General features: G+C 71.7%; 12 protein-coding genes and 1 riboswitch. Of the genes, 8 read left to right on the top strand and 4 right to left on the bottom strand.

The window, feature by feature from the left end:
• Positions 1 to 24: 24 nt before the first annotated feature.
• Both EP757_RS04365 and EP757_RS04360 read left to right on the top strand, forming a co-directional pair.
• Positions 25 to 2,043 (top strand): APC family permease, encoded by a 2,019-nt coding sequence (locus EP757_RS04365; RefSeq protein ID WP_127542918.1) that lies wholly within the window; start codon positions 25 to 27, stop codon positions 2,041 to 2,043.
• Positions 2,040 to 3,317, top strand: a complete 1,278-nt coding sequence (locus tag EP757_RS04360) for a class I SAM-dependent RNA methyltransferase (RefSeq protein ID WP_127542917.1) — start codon at positions 2,040 to 2,042, stop codon at positions 3,315 to 3,317. Before EP757_RS04365 ends, EP757_RS04360 begins: the two co-directional genes overlap by 4 nt.
• A gap of 4 nt (positions 3,318 to 3,321) precedes the next feature.
• Here the strand turns inward: EP757_RS04360 and EP757_RS04355 are convergent, their stop codons facing one another.
• The gene (locus EP757_RS04355; protein ID WP_127542916.1) at positions 3,322 to 4,179 is read right to left on the bottom strand and encodes a bifunctional 5,10-methylenetetrahydrofolate dehydrogenase/5,10-methenyltetrahydrofolate cyclohydrolase; all 858 of its coding nucleotides are present in this window, start codon (positions 4,177 to 4,179) and stop codon (positions 3,322 to 3,324) included.
• 12 nt (positions 4,180 to 4,191) lie between these two features.
• Positions 4,192 to 4,274: riboswitch (ZMP/ZTP riboswitch) on the bottom strand.
• 133 nt (positions 4,275 to 4,407) lie between these two features.
• Here EP757_RS04355 and dxs point away from each other — a divergent pair.
• Genes dxs through EP757_RS04325 form a run of 6 tightly spaced genes read left to right on the top strand, consistent with a single transcriptional unit; the run spans position 4,408 to position 12,327 of the window.
• Positions 4,408 to 6,342, top strand: a complete 1,935-nt coding sequence (gene dxs, locus EP757_RS04350) for a 1-deoxy-D-xylulose-5-phosphate synthase (RefSeq protein WP_127542915.1) — start codon at positions 4,408 to 4,410, stop codon at positions 6,340 to 6,342.
• A 46-nt stretch (positions 6,343 to 6,388) separates the two neighbouring features.
• Positions 6,389 to 7,684, top strand: coding sequence for a PQQ-binding-like beta-propeller repeat protein (locus tag EP757_RS04345; RefSeq protein WP_127542914.1), 1,296 nt, complete (start codon positions 6,389 to 6,391; stop codon positions 7,682 to 7,684).
• 57 nt (positions 7,685 to 7,741) lie between these two features.
• The gene (locus tag EP757_RS04340) at positions 7,742 to 9,082 is read left to right on the top strand and encodes a PQQ-binding-like beta-propeller repeat protein (protein ID WP_127542913.1); all 1,341 of its coding nucleotides are present in this window, start codon (positions 7,742 to 7,744) and stop codon (positions 9,080 to 9,082) included.
• Positions 9,083 to 9,132: 50 nt separating this feature from the next.
• Positions 9,133 to 10,428: a hypothetical protein gene (locus EP757_RS04335; protein WP_127542912.1), complete on the top strand. Its 1,296-nt coding sequence runs from the start codon at positions 9,133 to 9,135 to the stop codon at positions 10,426 to 10,428.
• A 10-nt stretch (positions 10,429 to 10,438) separates the two neighbouring features.
• A complete protein-coding gene (locus EP757_RS04330) occupies positions 10,439 to 11,113 on the top strand; it encodes a response regulator transcription factor (protein ID WP_127542911.1) in 675 nt (224 codons plus the stop codon).
• Positions 11,110 to 12,327, top strand: coding sequence for a cell wall metabolism sensor histidine kinase WalK (locus tag EP757_RS04325; protein WP_127542910.1), 1,218 nt, complete (start codon positions 11,110 to 11,112; stop codon positions 12,325 to 12,327). The genes EP757_RS04330 and EP757_RS04325 overlap by 4 nt, the downstream gene beginning before the upstream one ends.
• Here the strand turns inward: EP757_RS04325 and EP757_RS04320 are convergent.
• The 3 genes from EP757_RS04320 to EP757_RS04310 all read right to left on the bottom strand — a co-directional run bounded on the left by EP757_RS04320 (position 12,324) and on the right by EP757_RS04310 (position 16,368).
• The gene (locus tag EP757_RS04320; RefSeq protein WP_127542909.1) at positions 12,324 to 12,935 is read right to left on the bottom strand and encodes a hypothetical protein; all 612 of its coding nucleotides are present in this window, start codon (positions 12,933 to 12,935) and stop codon (positions 12,324 to 12,326) included. The two genes, EP757_RS04325 and EP757_RS04320, sit on opposite strands and share 4 nt — an antisense overlap.
• Before the next feature lie 179 nt (positions 12,936 to 13,114).
• Positions 13,115 to 15,175: a 3-hydroxyacyl-CoA dehydrogenase NAD-binding domain-containing protein gene (locus EP757_RS04315; RefSeq protein WP_127542908.1), complete on the bottom strand. Its 2,061-nt coding sequence runs from the start codon at positions 15,173 to 15,175 to the stop codon at positions 13,115 to 13,117.
• Positions 15,172 to 16,368, bottom strand: a complete 1,197-nt coding sequence (locus tag EP757_RS04310; protein ID WP_127542907.1) for a thiolase family protein — start codon at positions 16,366 to 16,368, stop codon at positions 15,172 to 15,174. The genes EP757_RS04315 and EP757_RS04310 overlap by 4 nt, the downstream gene beginning before the upstream one ends.
• Between the last annotated feature and the right edge of the window lie 819 nt (positions 16,369 to 17,187).

Below are 17,187 nucleotides of genomic sequence, written 5' to 3'. Positions count from 1 at the left end.
TGTCCGGCCGTACCCTTGGCACTCGTGGCAAGTACCACCTCTCTAGCCAAGCGGCTGCTCCTCGGCCGGCCGTTCCGCTCGGACAAGCTTCAGCACACGCTGCTGCCCAAGCGGATCGCTCTGCCGGTGTTCGCCAGCGACGCGCTCTCCAGCGTGGCGTACGCCCCCGACGAGATCCTCCTGACGCTCTCGATCGCCGGCGCCGCCGCATACATCTATTCGCCCTGGGTGACGCTCGCGGTCGCGGTGGTGATGGTGACGGTGGTCGCCAGTTACCGGCAGAACGTGCACGCGTATCCATCCGGCGGCGGCGACTACGAGGTGGCCACGGTCAACCTCGGCCCGAAGGCCGGTGTCGGCGTGGCCAGCGCGCTGCTGGTCGACTACATCCTCACGGTGGCCGTCTCGGTCTCGTCCGGCGTCACCAACCTGGGCTCGGTGGTCCCCTGGGTCGCGGAGCACAAGGTCGGCATCGCGATCGCCGCGGTGATCGTGCTGAGCGCCCTGAACCTGCGGGGCCTGAGGGAGTCCGGAACGGCGTTCGCCGTGCCGACCTATCTCTTCATCATCGTGATCGTTGGCATGATCATGACCGGGTTGTTCCGGGTCTACGTGCTCGGTGACGACCTGCGGGCGCCCAGCGCCGATCTGGTGATCGCGGCGGAGGACAGCCATCTCACCAGCTTCGCCTTCGCGTTCCTGCTGCTACGGACGTTCTCGTCGGGCTGCGCGGCGCTGACCGGCGTCGAGGCGATCTCGAACGGCGTGCCCGCCTTCAAACAGCCGAAGAGCAAGAACGCGGCGACCACGCTGCTGCTGCTCGGCAGCCTGGCGATCACCATGCTGGTCGGGATCATCCTGCTAGCCCGGGCGACCCACCTGCAGTACGTCGAGGACCCCGGCCTCCAGATCGTCTCCGGTCCACAGGACTACGTGCAGAAGACGGTCACCACCCAGATCGCCGAGACGGTGTTCGGCAACGGGTCGATCCTGCTCTACCTGGTCGGCGGGGTGACCGCGCTGATCCTGTTCCTGGCCGCGAACACCGCGTTCAACGGTTTCCCGGTGCTCGGCTCGATCCTCGCCCAGGACCGGTACCTGCCCCGCCAGCTGCACACCCGCGGCGACCGGCTGGCGTTCAGCAACGGCATCGCCTTCCTGGCGATCGCGGCGATGGTGCTGATCGTGGCGTTCCACGCCGAGGTGACGAAGCTGATCCAGCTCTACATCGTGGGCGTCTTCGTCTCGTTCACGCTGTCACAGGCCGGCATGATCCGGCACTGGAACCGGCTGCTGAGAACCCAGCGCGACCCGGAACGCCGGCGCCGGATGATCCGCTCACGGGCGATCAACACGTTCGGCATGGTGCTCACCGGCGCGGTCCTGATCGTCGTGCTGATCACCAAGTTCCTGCTCGGCGCCTGGATCGCGATCGCCGCGATGGTGGTCATCTACGCGCTGATGCTCGCCATCCACCGGCACTACACCCGGGTCGCCGAGGAGCTCAAGCCCACCGAGGAGCGGCCGATCCTGCCGTCTCGCAACCACGCCGTCGTCCTGGTCAGCAAGGTGCACCAGCCGACGCTGCGAGCGGTCGCGTACGCGCAGGCGACCCGGCCGGATTCGATCACCGCGGTGACGGTCAACGTGGACGACCAGGACACCCGGGCCATCCAGGAGGAGTGGGAGCGGCGTCAGATCCCGGTGCCGCTCACCGTCGTGGACTCGCCGTACCGGGAGATCACCCGCCCGATCATCGACTTCGTGAAGGGTGTCCGCCGGGCCTCGCCCCGGGACGTGGTCACCGTCTTCGTGCCGGAGTACGTGGTCGGCCGCTGGTGGGAGAACCTGTTGCACAACCAGAGCGCCCTGCGGATCAAAGGCCGGCTCCTCTTCGAGCCCGGCGTCATGGTCACGAGCGTGCCGTGGCAGCTGCGGTCCAGCCAGGACCGGGACCTCGATCGCCTCGACCGCGGTCTCACCCGGGCGCCGGCGCGGGGGCCGCGCAATCGCAGCGATGAGGATCCAGGGGACCAAGCGTGACCGTTTTTGCACCTACTGAAGATCTTGTCGAAGGCGATCGGATCGAGGTGGTCGCCGGCGCTCCGGCGCACGGCGGCCACTGTGTCGCCCGGTTCGGCGGCCCGCACGGGCGAGTGATCTTCGTACGGCACGCCCTCCCCGGCGAGCGGGTCACCGCCGAGATCACCGAGATCCACCGCGGCTATCTGCGGGCCGACGCCGTGGAGATCCACGAGCCGTCGCCGGACCGGGTCACGCCGCCGTGCCGGTTCGCTCACCCGGGCGGCTGCGGCGGTTGCGATCTCCAGCACGTGTCCGGCGAAGCCCAGCTGGATTGGAAGACCGCAGTGGTCCGGGAACAGCTGACCCGTCTGGCGGGGATCGACCCTCAGGATCAAGAGCGTCTTTTCGTACGGGTGGAAGCCCTCCCCGGCGAGCCACGACTCCTCGGGTGGCGGAGCCGGGTGCGGTACGCGATCGACGCCCTCGGCCGCCCCGGTCTGCTGCAGCACCGGTCGCACCAGGTCGTGCCGATCGACCGCTGCGTCATCGCCCATCCCGGCGTCCAGGAGCTGGACCTGCTCGACCGCACCTGGCCGGACGCCGACTCCCTGCAGGCGGTCGCGTCCACCGGCGGCGACGTCGCGGTCCTGGCCCGGCAGGGCGCGGCCACCGCCGACGACCTGGGCGACGCCCCCACCGGCGGCGGCGTCACCAGGATCGCCGGCCCGGCCGAGGTCACCGAGGTGGCCGGCGGCCGTTCCTGGTCGATCCCGCCGGAGGGCTTCTGGCAGATCCACCCGGCGGCGGCGGACACCCTGGTGACCACGGTGCTGCGGATGCTCCAGCCGGCGCCGGGGGAGATCTCCTGGGATCTGTACGGCGGCGCCGGCCTGTTCGCGGCCGCCCTCGCCGAACGGACCGGCGCCCGGACCACGATCGTCGAGTCGTCCCCGACCGGTGTGCTGGCCGCCCGCCGCAACCTGGCCGGGATGCGTCACGTGGAGGTGGTGGAGGCCAAGGTGGACGCGGCCCTGTCCCGCCGCCGCGTCACCGGCCCGGTCGACCTCGTCGTGCTCGACCCGCCCCGCGCCGGCGCCGGCGCCAAGGTGGTGCGAGCCGTCGCCGCGGCCGGCCCCCGGGCGATCGCCTACGTGGCGTGCGACCCGGCGGCCCTGGCCCGCGACCTCAAGACCTTCCGTGCCGAGGGCTGGCAACCGGCCGAGATCAAGGCCTTCGACTGCTTCCCGATGACCCAGCACGTGGAGTGCGTGGCCCTCCTCGTCCCGGCCTGAGCCTTCAGGGGTTGGCGCGCTCCGCTGCGGCGACGGCGTTGCGGAAGAGCATGGCGACGGTGGTCGGGCCCACGCCGCCGACTCGGGGGGTGATGGCGCCGGCCACCTCGGCCACCGACTCGTCGACGTCGGGGAGCAGGCGGCGGCCCTCGTAGCGGACGCCGGCGCCGACCACGACGGCGCCCGGCTTCACGTGCTCGGGCTGGATGATGCCGGGCACGCCGACCGCGGCGATCAGGATCTCGGCCCGCTGGGTGTAGCGCGGCCAGTCCTTCACGCCGGTGTGGACCACGGTGACCGCCGCGTTCGCGGTCGGCCGCTTCTGGGCCAGCAGCATGGCGAGAGGGCGGCCGAGGGTGGCGCCGCGGCCCAGGATGACGACCTCGCGGCCGGCCACCTCGACGCCGTGGAAGGCGAGCAGGGCTTCGATGCCGGCCGGGGTGCAGGGCAGCGGGCCGGGCAGGCCGACGGCGAGCCGGCCCATGTTCAGCGGGTGCATGCCGTCGACGTCCTTATCGGGGTCGAGCGTCTGCAGCGCCGCGTCGTAGTCGAGGTGGGCCGGGATCGGGTACTGGATCAGGACGCCGTGCACGTCCGCGTCGTCGTTGTAGGAGGCGATCACCTTGAGGAGATCGTCCTGCGTGACGTCGCCGGAGAGGTGCCGGTGCGGCGAGGCGAAACCGAGCTCGGCGGCCTGCTTCTGCTTGATCCGGATGTAGCCGGCGCTGGCGTCGTCGTCGCCGACCAGGATGGTGGCGAGGCTGGGCTGGACGCCGCGCTCCTTGAGGCGGGCGACCCGCTCCCGGACGTCGGCGAGCACGGATTCGGCGACGGGCGCGCCGGGAAGCAATCGAGCGGACATGCGCGTGACCCCCGCGGGAGCCCAGGCGGTCGACTCTCCGCAACGAGCTCCCCGATGGTTCGACCATCCCCGTGCCGCCAGTCGCTGCGTGACCTCCAGAATGCCCGACGCCCGGTCGAACCGGCGAACCGGGGTGACCGGTCGGAGGATGTGGAGGTTGTGTGGAGGATCGGCTCTGGCCGTTCGCGTAAGGCGCGCAGCAGCGGGGCACGGATAGACTGCCTCCTCATGAGCGACTCCCCCTCGACCCCGGCCGGGCTGCTGACGAGCATCACCGAACCCGGTGATCTCAAGCGACTGTCCGCGGAGCAGTTGACCCTGCTCGCGGCCGAGATCCGTGACTTCCTCGTCGCCAAGGTGTCGCGGACCGGAGGACACCTCGGTCCCAACCTCGGCGTGGTCGAGATGACCCTCGCGCTGCATCGGGTCTTCGACTCCCCACGTGACAAGATTCTCTTCGACACCGGTCACCAGGCCTACGTACACAAGATCGTTACGGGCCGGCAGGACGGTTTCGACCTGCTCCGCCAGCGGGGTGGCCTCACCGGCTACCCGAGCCGGGCGGAGAGCGAGCACGATCTGATCGAGAACTCGCACGCCTCGACGGCCCTGTCGTACGCGGACGGTCTCGCCAAGGCGTTCACCCTGCGGGGCGAGGACCGGCACGTGGTGGCGGTCGTCGGTGACGGCGCGCTGACCGGCGGCATGTGCTGGGAGGCGCTGAACAACATCGCGGCCACCCGGAACCGGCTCGTCATCGTCGTGAACGACAACGGCCGGTCGTACGCGCCGACCATCGGCGGCCTCGCCGACCACCTCTCCACGCTGCGCCTCAACCCGGGCTACGAGAAGGTCCTCGACCTGGTGAAGGACGCGCTCGGGCAGACGCCGGTGGTGGGCAAGCCGGTCTTCGAGGTGCTGCACGCGGTCAAGAAGGGCATCAAGGACGCGGTCAGCCCGCAGCCGATGTTCGAGGACCTCGGCCTGAAGTACATCGGCCCGGTGGACGGTCACGACCAGCAGGCCATGGAGTCCGCGCTGCGGCGGGCCAAGGGCTTCAACGCGCCGGTCATCGTGCACGCGGTGACCAAGAAGGGCTACGGCTACCTGCCGGCCGAGCAGGACGAGGCGGACTGCCTGCACGGTCCGGGCGCGTTCGACCCGCAGACCGGCGCGCTCACCGCGAAGCCGTCGCTGAAGTGGACGAAGGTCTTCTCCGAGGAGCTCGTGAAGATCGCCGACGAGCGGCCGGACGTGGTGGGCATCACCGCCGCGATGGCCGAGCCGACCGGCATCGCCGCGCTCGCGAAGAAGTACCCGGAGCGGACGTACGACGTGGGCATCGCCGAGCAGCACGCGGCGACCAGCGCGGCCGGCCTGGCGATGGGCGGCCTGCACCCGGTCGTCGCGGTCTACGCGACGTTCCTGAACCGGGCGTTCGACCAGGTGCTGCTCGACGTCGCGATGCACGACCTGCCGGTCACGTTCGTGCTGGACCGTGCCGGGATCACCGGTCCGGACGGGCCGAGCCACTACGGCATGTGGGACATGAGCGTCTTCGGCGTCGTGCCGGGCCTGCGGATCGCCGCGCCCCGGGACGCCGCGACCCTGCGCGAGGAGCTGCGTGAGGCGATCGCCGTCGACGACGGCCCGACGATCGTGCGCTTCCCGACCGGATCGGTCGCCCCGGACACCCCCGCGCTGCGCCGGGTGGGCCAGGTGGACATCCTCCGGGAGGCTGAGCCGGACGAGAGCGGGCGCAAGGACATCCTGCTGGTCGCGGTCGGCTCCTTCGCCGGTCTGGGCCTGGACGCCGCCGAGCGTCTGGCCGAGCAGGGCTACGGCGTGACGGTCGCCGACCCGCGCTGGGTCCGTCCCGTGCCGATCGAGCTGACCGGCCTCGCCGCGCAGCACCGTCTCGTCGTGACCCTGGAGGACGGCGTCCGTGCGGGCGGCGTCGGCGACGCGGTGGCGAGTGCGCTGCGGGACGCCGGCGTCTCCGTGCCGCTGCGGGACTTCGGCGTACCGGCCGGCTTCCACCCGCACGGCACCCGGGCCGAGATCCTCACGGCGATCGGCCTCACCGCGCAGGACATCGCCCGGGACGTGACCGAGACGATCTCGCGCCTGGACGAGTCCCGGCCGGTGGCGGAAGCGATCTGACACGGGCCCGGTGGGCGATCCGTTATAGAACCGTTATCTTTGATGGATGGGTGAACCCGTCGTCATCGATCTGGGGCTGCAGCGGGGAGAACCGGAGACCTATGAGCGACCGGGGCGGCCGACGACGCCGCCCTGGTTCGCTCCGGCGATCCTGGCCGTGCTCGTGCTCCTGCTCGCCGGGGCGTCCGCGCCGCTGCGGCAACCGGCGCCGCTGACCGCGCTGCTGCGCGTCCCGATCGGGCCCGGCGACCCCTACACGATCACCGAGGGCGGGCGGCTGCTCGCCCAGACCGGCGGCACGCTGAGCTCCTACCACCTGCAGAGCGGCGAGCTGCGCTGGGCGGTCGAGCAGCAGATGCAGGTGGCCCGGCTGCGCACCGGCAACGGCATGCTGCTGCTCCGCCCGTTCGGCCGGTTCGCGGTCGGCACCACGGCGATCTCGCTCTCCACCGGCGGCCGGCAGTGGCGCAACGAGCACAACGTGCTCAGCTTCGCCGGCAGCTCGCTGCTCTTCGCCGTCGACGACGTGCGGACCAGCTCGGGGCCGGGCCGCCGGGTGGAGAACACGGTCCAGGTCATCGACCCGGAGATCGGGAACGTCCGCTGGCAGGTGGACCTGAAGTCGACGGCGGTGCTGCTCGGCGTGCCCGGCCCGGCCGACGAGCAGCCCCGGGCCCTGCTGGTCCGCGACGACCGGATCGCCGACCTGTACGACGTGGAGACCGGCGGCCACATCGCCGCCCGGGCGCTGCCGGCCGCCGACTACGACCCGGACAACCCGGTGGTGGCCGGCGGCGTCCTGATGCTGCGCCATCCCGGCCCGTCCGGAACCGCGGTGTCGGCGTACGACCTGGCCGGTCTGCGTCCGCTCTGGACCGAGCCGGCCCTCGGCACCAAGCAGATCGTCCCGTGCGGGCTGCTCGCCTGCCTGACCGGGCAGTTCGGTGTCCGGGCGATCGACCCGGCCACCGGCGACCAGCGCTGGCAGCGCGGCGACCTGCGGACCGTGGAGCAGGAGGGCACGTCGCTGATCGGCTACGCGGGGAGCGACCCGGTCATTCTGGCCGACCCGGAGACCGGCGAGACCCTGGTCGACCTCTCCGGCTGGGACCTGGTTCCGGCCGGTCCCGGTGACGGCGAGTTACTGGTGACCCGGGACACCACCGACGGCACGCGTACCATGGTCGCGATCGCGGCCCCGGGCACCCGGAAGCCGCGGCTGCTGGCGGAGCTTCCGGCCGGCACCGGCAGCTGTCAGTCCGCGCCGGAACGACTGGTCTGCCGGTCTGCCTTCGGCGAGCTGGTCGTCTGGGCCTACCGGCCGGCCACGGGAGCGGGCTGATCCGGCGGAACCGGTCACGAACGCCGGCTCCCCTCGTACCGATGAAGGGTCTGCGGCGTGACAGTGATCGACCTGGACCGCGTCGCGGAGAGTGACCGGGCAGCCGCCTTGCGCCCGCCGCCCCGGCGGTACCGGCACGCCGGGCTGATCCTCGTGGCGATCCTGATGACGACGCTGGGTGGCGCCGTGCCCGCGGCCGCCGTCGTCTGGCGTCATCTCGGCGAACTCGGGCCGGTGGACACCACCGAGGTGCCGGTGCAGCTGACCGGCGACCGCCTCTTCACCGTGGCGTCGAGCGGCGTGCGGCGGCAGGTGACCGCCTGGCAGCTGGACCCGCCACGGCAGCTCTGGACCAGCGAGGTGCCGCTCGGCGCCGGGTACGACGCGACCCGCGGCCTGTTCGGCGCGGTCACCGTCCGGCAGTCCGGCGACGTCGTCCTGGTCTCCGAGGGCGTCACCACCACCGCCCTGGACGCGCGGATCGGCGCGGTGCGCTGGACGGCGCCGGTCGTGGTGACGCTGCTGACCTCGGGACGGACCGGCGTCGTGGTGGAGCGGGTGTTCCGCCCCGGCACCGAGTACGACCAGGCCTCCGGCGATCCGGGACCGCTCTACTTCTCCTCGACCGGCGTGCCGTACACCGAGGCCCCGATCCGCACCGAGGTCCGCGGTATCGACCTGGTCACCGGGAAGACGGTGTGGACGGCGGCGCCGGGCGGCTCGGTGACCGTCGACCCGGCCCGGGGTGAGCCGCCGGCCGTGCTGATCACCGCCTCGGACCGGCTGCTGCGGCTCGACGGCGCCACCGGCCGCACCCTCGCCACGACCGGCCTGCCGGAGCTGAACGGGCAGGGGCCGGCCACCGGATCGGTGGTCGGCGGCCTCGCGCTGGTCGGCTACCAGGACCCGTCCCGGCTGGTCGCCTACGACCAGCGGACGCTGCGCCGGCTGTGGCAGCAGGACCGGACGGAGGCTCAGGGCGAGGTGGCCGGCTGCCGGAACGTGCTCTGCGGCGGGCTGCGGGTCCTCGACCCGGCCACCGGCGCCGCGGCCTGGACGACCGGCGCCGAGACCGACCTCACGGCCCGGGCGGGGTCGGTGCTGGAGACCCGGAGCGACACCGGCCTGCCGGTCCGCCTCGCCGACCCGCTCACCGGCCGGACCGTGACCGATCTGCGCGGCTGGGACGAGGCGCTGGACGGCGATCCGGACGGCGCCCTGATCCTGCGCCGCGACGACGGTGACGACGGGCAGAGCTTCGCGGCGGTGCTGCCCGGGCACACCGGCCTGCGCCTTCTCGGCACGGCGCCGGTGAATTCGGGGGAGTGCGCGGCCGACGCCCGTCACCTCGTCTGCCGGGATGGCACAGGACTGAGCGTCTGGGCGTACCGCATCTGACCGTCCACGCGGCACAATGAGGCTCACATCCCCGACTCGGGGAGCCCGGCGTGAGCGATGTCATGATCGACCTCGGCGAGGTGCCGCGCGGCGGGTCGCCGGTCACGGCCGCCCAGGCCGAGGCCGCGGACGACGCGCCGGTGCCGTACCGCCTGCTGCTCTGGATCCTGTCGGCGGTGCTGCTCGCCGGCCTCGGCGGCGGGACGTACCAGCGTGCGCCGGAGCCGCCCGCGATCGTCCCCGCGGCCCAGGGCGACGTGCTGCGGGTGGTGGGCGACCGGCTCTACGTGATCGGCCGTCAGCTGCCGCCGGGGGTGCGGATCGTCCGGTCCTTCTCACTGCCGGACGCGGAACCGGTCTCCTGGCACCGGGTCGTGGTCACCGGCGAGATCCTCGACGTCACGGTGGCCGGTGACGTCCTGCTGCTCAGCGTGCAGGACGAGCGGACCACCCGGTTCGGCACGATCGCCCTGCGCGCCGGCGTGGCGGCCCCGCTCTGGCAGCGCCCGGTGCTGGTGGAGGCGGCGTCGGCGGACGGCCGGCTGGCGTTGGTCCGCGAGGAGGGCGACGGCGAGACCTGGTGGCGGGGCCTGGACCTGGCGACCGGCGCGATCCGCTGGAGTGTGCGCCGCGGCGGCGACGACGTCGCGGCGCCGTCGGCCACCGAGGGCTACCCGGATTGGCTCTACCTGCTCACCGCGGACCGGCGGCTGCAGGCCTGGGACGCCCGGACCGGCCGGCTCACCGCCACCCAGCGGGTGCCGGACCGCGGACCGGGCCGGCTCGAGCTGTGGCCGGTCGGCGACCTCGCGATGATCGGCGCCCGCAACGCCGGCACCACCGGGTACGACGCCCGCCAGGGCCTGCGGCAGGACTGGTACAGCGGGGTGAACCTCAGCTGGTACCGCAATCCGAGCGCGTGCGGCGACCTGATCTGCACCTACCTGCCGCAGCGCGGGATCATGGTGCTGGACCCGGGCACCGGCTGGGAACGCTGGTCCTCGGACCGCTGGAACTACGCCGAGCGGATCGGCGACTATCTGGTCACCGGGCTGCCCGGCACGGCCTTCCCGGAGCATTTCGTTCTCGACCCGGCCACCGGCGACGTGCTCGGCGCGGCCGGCCGCTGGCAGAGCGGCGGCCCCGGTCCCGAGCCGGACACCGCCTACGTGCGCCGGGCCACCGACCGCGCCGACCGGATCTGGTACGGCGTCCTCGACATGCGCCGGATGCGCATCCGGGTGGCCGGCGCGGCCGACCTGGTCGCGGGCGACTGCCACTTCGCCGCGGGCGCCCTGGTCTGCCGCCGGCTCGATGCCTCGGTCGGCGTTTGGAAGCTTGATTAGGCTTTCTCTCATGCGCGTGCTGGTGGTGGAAGACGAGCGGAACCTGGCGGACGCGATCGCCCGCGGGCTGCGCCGCAAGGGGATGGCGGTGGACGTCGCGTACGACGGCCTCCAGGGCCACGAGATGGCGTACGTGACGCGGTACGACGTGGTCGTGCTGGACCGGGACCTGCCCGGCATGCACGGCGACCAGATCTGCGCCGAGCTGGTCGCCGCCGGCGTGCTGACCCGGGTGCTGATGCTCACCGCCAGCGGCACGGTCGCCGACCGGGTCGAGGGCCTGGAGCTCGGCGCCGACGACTACCTGGCGAAGCCGTTCGCGTTCGAGGAGCTGGTGGCCCGGGTGCAGGCGCTGGGTCGGCGGGCCACCCCGGCCGCGCCGCCGGTGCTCGCCGTCGGCAACCTGGTGCTCGACCAGACCCGGCGGGTGGTGACCCGGGGTGGCGCCCCGGTCGACCTGACCAACAAGGAGTTCGGCGTCCTGGAAGAGCTGATCAAGGCGCGGGGCGGCGTGGTCTCCACCGAGGAGCTGCTGGAACGGGTCTGGGACGCGAACACCGATCCGTTCACCACGACGGTCCGGGTGACCATCAACACGCTGCGCAAGAAGATTGGCGATCCGCCGCTGATCGAGACCGTGGTCGGCGCCGGTTACCGGGTCCCCGAACCGGTCGTGGCCTCGTGACGGTCTACCTCGGCGCCAAACGCCGGGGGCTCGGCTTCCCCCGGCCCACCCTGCGGCTGCGGCTCACCGTGCTGAACGGGATCCTGCTGGTCGGCGCGGGCGCCGTGCTGGTGCTGCTGGCCTGGCTGCTGGTGAGCGAGTCGCTGCACCCGGTCGACGAGCTGCGGGCCGGCTCGGCGGTGACGCTGAACGACGGCAGCACCCGTGACGCGCTCGCCTGGCAGAGCGACATGGTCGCCCAGGCGTCCCGGGAGGTGCTGTTCAAGGGGTTCAGCGCGCTCGTGGCGATAGGGATCATCGGCATCGCCGGGGCGTACGCGGTGGCCGGCCGCGCGCTGCGGCCGCTGCACAGCGTGACCCACACGGCTCAGCGGCTCGGCGAGGAGACGCTGGATCAGCGGATCAAATACTCCGGCGCCGACGACGAGGTGGCCGAGCTGGCCCGCACGTTCGACGCGATGCTGGACCGGCTGGCGGCCGCCTTCGACTCGCAGAAGCGGTTCGTGGCGAACGCCTCGCACGAGCTGCGGACGCCACTGGCCGTGATGCGGACCGAGATCGACGTGACGCTCAGCGACGACGAGGCGGATGTCGCCGAGTACCGCCGGATGGCGAAGGTGGTCCGCAACGCCTCGGAACGGGCGAACGGGCTGGTCGACGCGCTGCTGGTGCTGGCCCGGTCGGAGGCGCAGTCCGGCCGGCGGCTGGTCCGCAAGGTGCCGGCCGACCTGGCGACGAGCGTCTACAACGCGTTCTCGGCGGTGAAGGCCGAGGCCGAGCGGATGAAGCTGGACGTCACCACCGACCTGGAACCGGCGCCGGTGGTGGGCGACCCGAGCCTGCTCGACCGGCTGGCCGGCAACCTGATCGAGAACGCCATCCGGTACAACCACCTGCTCGGGCGGCTCTGGCTGCGTACCGAGTCGGCGAACGGGCAGACCCGGCTCATCGTCGGCAACACCGGTTACGAGGTGGAGCAGGCCGACGTGCCGGGCCTGTTCGAGCCGTTCCAGCGCGGCGGCTGGGAGCGCACCGGCTCGCGGGGCTCCGGACTCGGGCTGTCGATCGTCCGGGCCGTCTGCGACGCGCACGGCGGCACGGTCTCGGCGGTGGCGCAGGCGGGCGGCGGGCTGGAGGTCACGGTGACCCTGCCCGCCGCCGACACGACACCGGTGGTGACGGCGAGCGTCTCGGTGCCGCGCTCCGCGCGTTAGCTGGTCTTGGTCTCGATCTCGGCGCGCAGCTTCGGGAACTCGGCCTGCACGTCGGCGCCGGTCTTGAAGAACCAGAGGATCATGCCGACGCTGCCCTCGTCCGCCCAGCCGCAGACCGCGATGTCGGTGCCGGACGACGTGGTGGTGGCGCACTCGGCGGAGCCGCCCAGCGAGCCGGTGTCCGCCGGGGCCTTGTCCTTGAGCTCGGCGCCCTCGGCGAAGGCCTTGAAGGACGCGTCGAGCTCCTTCTGCGGGTCGATGAGCGTGGCCTTCGTCGCGATGGCGGCGACGATGTCCTGCTCCTCGGCGTTGCCGTAGAACGCGCCGAACGAGTCGGCGGCGCCCGGGTACGCGGCCAGGCTGCTCTCCATGCCCGCGATCAGCGCCGCGAACTGGCCGTCCTCCAGCTTGGGCCGGCCGCCCAGGGTGGTCGGCTCGGTGATCGCCACCTTCGAGGCGTCGTCGGAGGCGTCCTTGACGATGAAGAAGACGGCCGCGATGCCACCGACGCAGAGGATCAGGACGGCCGCCACCGCGATCAGGACGATCTTCAGGACGTTCGACTTCTTCGGCGGCGGGGCCATCGGATAACCGGGCGGCGGCGCCATCGGGTATCCCGGCGGGGGAGCCTGGTATCCCGGCGGGGGCGCCTGATATCCGGGCGGGGGGCCGTACGAAGGCTGTTGTTCAAAGGGTGGTTGCGACATCCAGAACTCCTGATCAGAAGGTTGCAGGAGCCTACAGCGAAGGGCCCCCGGAGAACCGGGGGCCCTTCGATCGGGTTACGTCAGGCGCGCACGTTCGCGACGCCCGAGGGCAGGAACCGCTTGCCGGTGACCTTCTCGGCAGTGCCGCTGCGGTCCAGGTACGGCGTGATGCCACCCAGGTGGAACGGGTAGCCGGCGCCGAGGATCATGCACAGGTCGATGTCCTGCGCCTCCGCGACCACGCCCTCGTCGAGCATGATCCGGATCTCCTCGGCCAGCGCGTCGAGCGCCTTCTGGCGTACCTCGTCGGCGGTGAGCGGGTCGTCGCCCAGCTCCAGCGCCTTGACCACCTCGGGGTTGATCTCGTCGTCGACCAGCAGCGGCCGGCCGAGGTCGACGATCTTCTTGAGGTTGGGGGAGTCCACGTACCGGTCCGGGAACGCCGTGTGCAGCGTCTCGCCCACGTGGTACGCCACGGCCGGGCCGACGAGCTGGAGCAGCGCGATCGGGCGCATCGGCAGGCCCAGCGGGTCGAACGCCTCGTTCACCACGTCGAGCGGTGTGCCGGCGTCGACGGCCTTGAACACCTCGCTGGTGAAGCGGGTCAGCACGCGGTTGACCACGAACGCCGGGGCGTCCTTGACCAGCACCGACGACTTCCGCAGCTGCTTGCCGACCTCGAACGCGGTGGCCAGCGTCGCGTCGTCGGTCTTCTCGCCCTTGATGATCTCGAGGAGCGGGAGGACCGCGACCGGGTTGAAGAAGTGGAAGCCGACGACCCGCTCCGGGTGCTGGAGACCGGCCGCCATCTCGGTGATCGACAGCGAGCTGGTGTTCGTCGCCAGGATCGCCTCGGGCTTCACGATCGTCTCGAACTCGGCCCAGATCTTCTTCTTGAGCTCGAGGTTCTCGAAGACCGCCTCGATCACGAAGTCGGCGTCGGCGAAGACCGACTTGTCGACCGAGCCGCTGATCAGGCCGCGCAGCTTGGCCGCGGTGCCCTCGTCCATCCGGCGCTTGCCGACGAGCTTGTCGATCTGCTCGTTGACGTAGGCCACGCCCTTGTCGACGCGCTCCTGGTCGAGGTCGGTCAGCACGACCGGCACCTGGAGGCGGCGCAGGAACAGCAGGGCCAGCTGGGACGCCATCAGGCCGGCGCCGACGATGCCGACCTTCGTCACCTTGCGGGCGTTCTCCTTGGAAGGCACGCCGACCGGCCGCTTCGCCCGGCGCTGCACCAGGTCGAACGCGTACAGGCTGGCCCGCGACTCGTCACCCATGATCAGGTCGGCGAGCGCCTCGGTCTCGGCCGCGGTGCCGTCGGAGAACGACGCCTCCTTGGACAGGGCGAGCAGCTCCAGGGCCTTGTTCGCGGACGGGACCGCGCCGTGCAGCTTCTCGTCGAGCTGGTTCTTGGCGAACCAGAGCACGCCGTCCCACATGTCCTTGTCGACCTCGGGACGCTCGACCGTGACGGTGCCGTTGACGACACCGGCGGCCCAGGCGAGCGACTCCTCCAGGAACTCGGCCGGCTCGAAGAGCGCGTCCGCGACACCCATCTCCTTGGCCTGCTTCGGCCGCAGCGTCTTCTGGGTGAGCGGGTTCGACAGGATGACCTGCGCCGCGCCGGCGATGCCGATCAGGTTCGGCAGCAGCTGGCTGCCGCCCCAGCCGGGGATCAGGCCGATCGCGACCTCGGGCAGGCCGAGCGCCGCAGCGCCACCGGAGACCGTGCGGTAGTGGCAGTGCAGCGCCACTTCGAGGCCGCCGCCGAGCGCCGCGCCGTTGACGAACGCGAAGGTCGGGATCTCGCTGTTCTTGAGCCGGGCGAACACGCGATGTCCGAGTTCGCCGAGTTCGACGGCCTGGTCCCGCGAGTTGATCAGCGGCATGCCGGTGATGTCCGCGCCGACGCAGAAGATGTACGGCTTGCCGGTGATGGCGATGAACGCCGGATTCGCCGCCGTCGCGTCGGTGATCGCCTGGTCGAGGGAGGCGAGCCCGCCGGGGCCGAAGCTGTTCGGCTTCTTGTGATCGAAACCGTTGTCGAGCGTGATGAGGGCAGCAGGCTTTTCGAGGCCAGGAACCCGGACAATCCGGACGATAGCCTTCGTCACTACCTCGTTCGGGTTCGCGATCACTTCTTGAAGCCTTCCCAGTTCGGGTTCTCCCAGATGACGGTTCCGCCCATGCCGATACCGATGCACATGGCGTTGATGCCGTACCGGACCTCGGGGTGCTCCTCGAAATGGCGGGCCAGCTGCGTCATCAGGCGCACACCGGAGGAGGCGAGGGGGTGGCCGACGGCGATCGCGCCGCCCCACGGGTTCACCCGCGGGTCGTCGTCGGCGATGCCGTAGTGGTCGAGCAGGGCGAGCACCTGGACGGCGAACGCCTCGTTCAGCTCGAACAGGCCGATGTCGTCGATCGTGAGACCGGCCTTCTTCAGCGCCTTCTCGGTCGCCGGGATCGGGCCGTAGCCCATGATCTCCGGCTCGACGCCGACGTAGGCGTAGGAGACCAGCCGCATCGCCACCGGCAGACCCAGCTCACGGGCGGTCGCCTCGTCGGCCAGGATCGCCGCGGTCGCGCCGTCGTTGAGACCCGCCGCGTTACCGGCGGTGATCTTGCCGTGCGGGCGGAACGGGGTCTTCAGCGTCGCGAGCTTCTCCAGCGAGGTCTCGCGCGGCGCCTCGTCCGCCGTGGCCAGGCCCCAGCCCAGCTCGGCGCTGCGGGTGGCGACCGGGACCATGTCCGGCTGCAGCTTGCCGTTGGCGTACGCCTTGGCGGTCTTGATCTGGGAGTTCAGGGCGTACAGATCGGTACGCTCCTTGGTGATGTGCGGGAGCCGGTCGTGCAGGTTCTCCGCGGTCGCGCCCATGACCAGCGCGGACGGGTCGACCAGCTTCTCGGCCAGGATCCGCGGGTTGGGGTCGGCGCCCTCGCCCATCGGGTGCCGGCCCATGTGCTCGACACCGCCGGCGATCGCGATGTCGTAGGCGCCCATCGCGATGCCGCCCGCGACGTTCGTCACCGCGGTCATCGCGCCGGCGCACATGCGGTCGACGGCGTAACCGGGAACGGTCTTCGGGAGGCCGGACAGCAGCGCGGCCGTGCGGCCGATCGTCAGGCCCTGGTCACCGGTCTGAGTGGTGGCCGCGATGGCGACCTCGTCCACCCTCTCGGTGGGCAGCTGGGGATTCCGCTTCACGAGTTCTCGGATGCAGCGGATCACCAGGTCGTCGGCGCGGGTCTCGGCATACATGCCGCCCGCCTTGCCGAACGGGGTGCGGATGCCGTCGACGAAGACGACCTCGCGTACTTCACGGGGCACAGCAAGCCTCCTTGCGGGCGTGAACCCAAATGTATCGGCAATGCTACTCGCCGGTAACTAGTGGCGGCCAGGGCATCGCTGATTTGTCACAGATTCACAGAAAATCGCAGGTCAAAGGCGGATGTCGCAGCCGGGTGGTGTGTACGGACCGCTGCTCACGCCGAGGGCGCGGCCCGGCCCGCCGGCCGCTGCGCGTCCGGAACGCGAGCCGCCCCGCGCGGCGTGCGTGAGCGGTTGCGCTCACCCCGAACCCCACGGCCGGGTTGGCGGTGAGCGCACGCGCGGCGGTGTTGGCGGGGCGGTGAGCGCACGCGCGGCGGGGTTGGCGGGACGGTGAGCGCACGCGCGGCCGGTTTGTGGGCGCTGACCGCCGCTGGGTGGGCGGTGAGCGCACGCGTATCCGGTTTGTGTGCGCTGAGCGCCGCTGGTGGGCGGTGGGCGTACGTGCGGCGGGGTTGGCGGGGCGGTGAGCGCACGCGGATCCGGTTTGTGTGCGCTGACCGCCGCTGGGTGGGCGGTGAGCGCACGCGTATCCGGTTTGTGTGCGCTGAGCGCCGCTGGTGGGCGGTGGGCGTACGTGCGGCGGGGTTGGCGGGGCGGTGAGCGCACGCGGATCCGGTTTGTGTGCGCTGACCGCCGCTGGGTGGGCGGTGAGCGTACGTGTATCCGGTTTGTGTGCGCTGAGCGCCGCTGGTGGGCGGTGGGCGTACGTGCGGCGGGGTTGGCGGGCGGTGGGCGCACGCGCGGCCGGTTTGTGTGCGCTGACCGCCGCTGGGTGGGCCGTCAGCGCACGCGGATCCGGTTCGTGTGCGCTGACCG

Source organism: Actinoplanes sp. OR16 (genome assembly GCF_004001265.1).
Classification (GTDB): domain Bacteria; phylum Actinomycetota; class Actinomycetes; order Mycobacteriales; family Micromonosporaceae; genus Actinoplanes.
The sequence above is the reverse complement of the archived record's forward strand: the minus strand, read 5'-3'. Positions and strand labels throughout refer to the sequence as shown.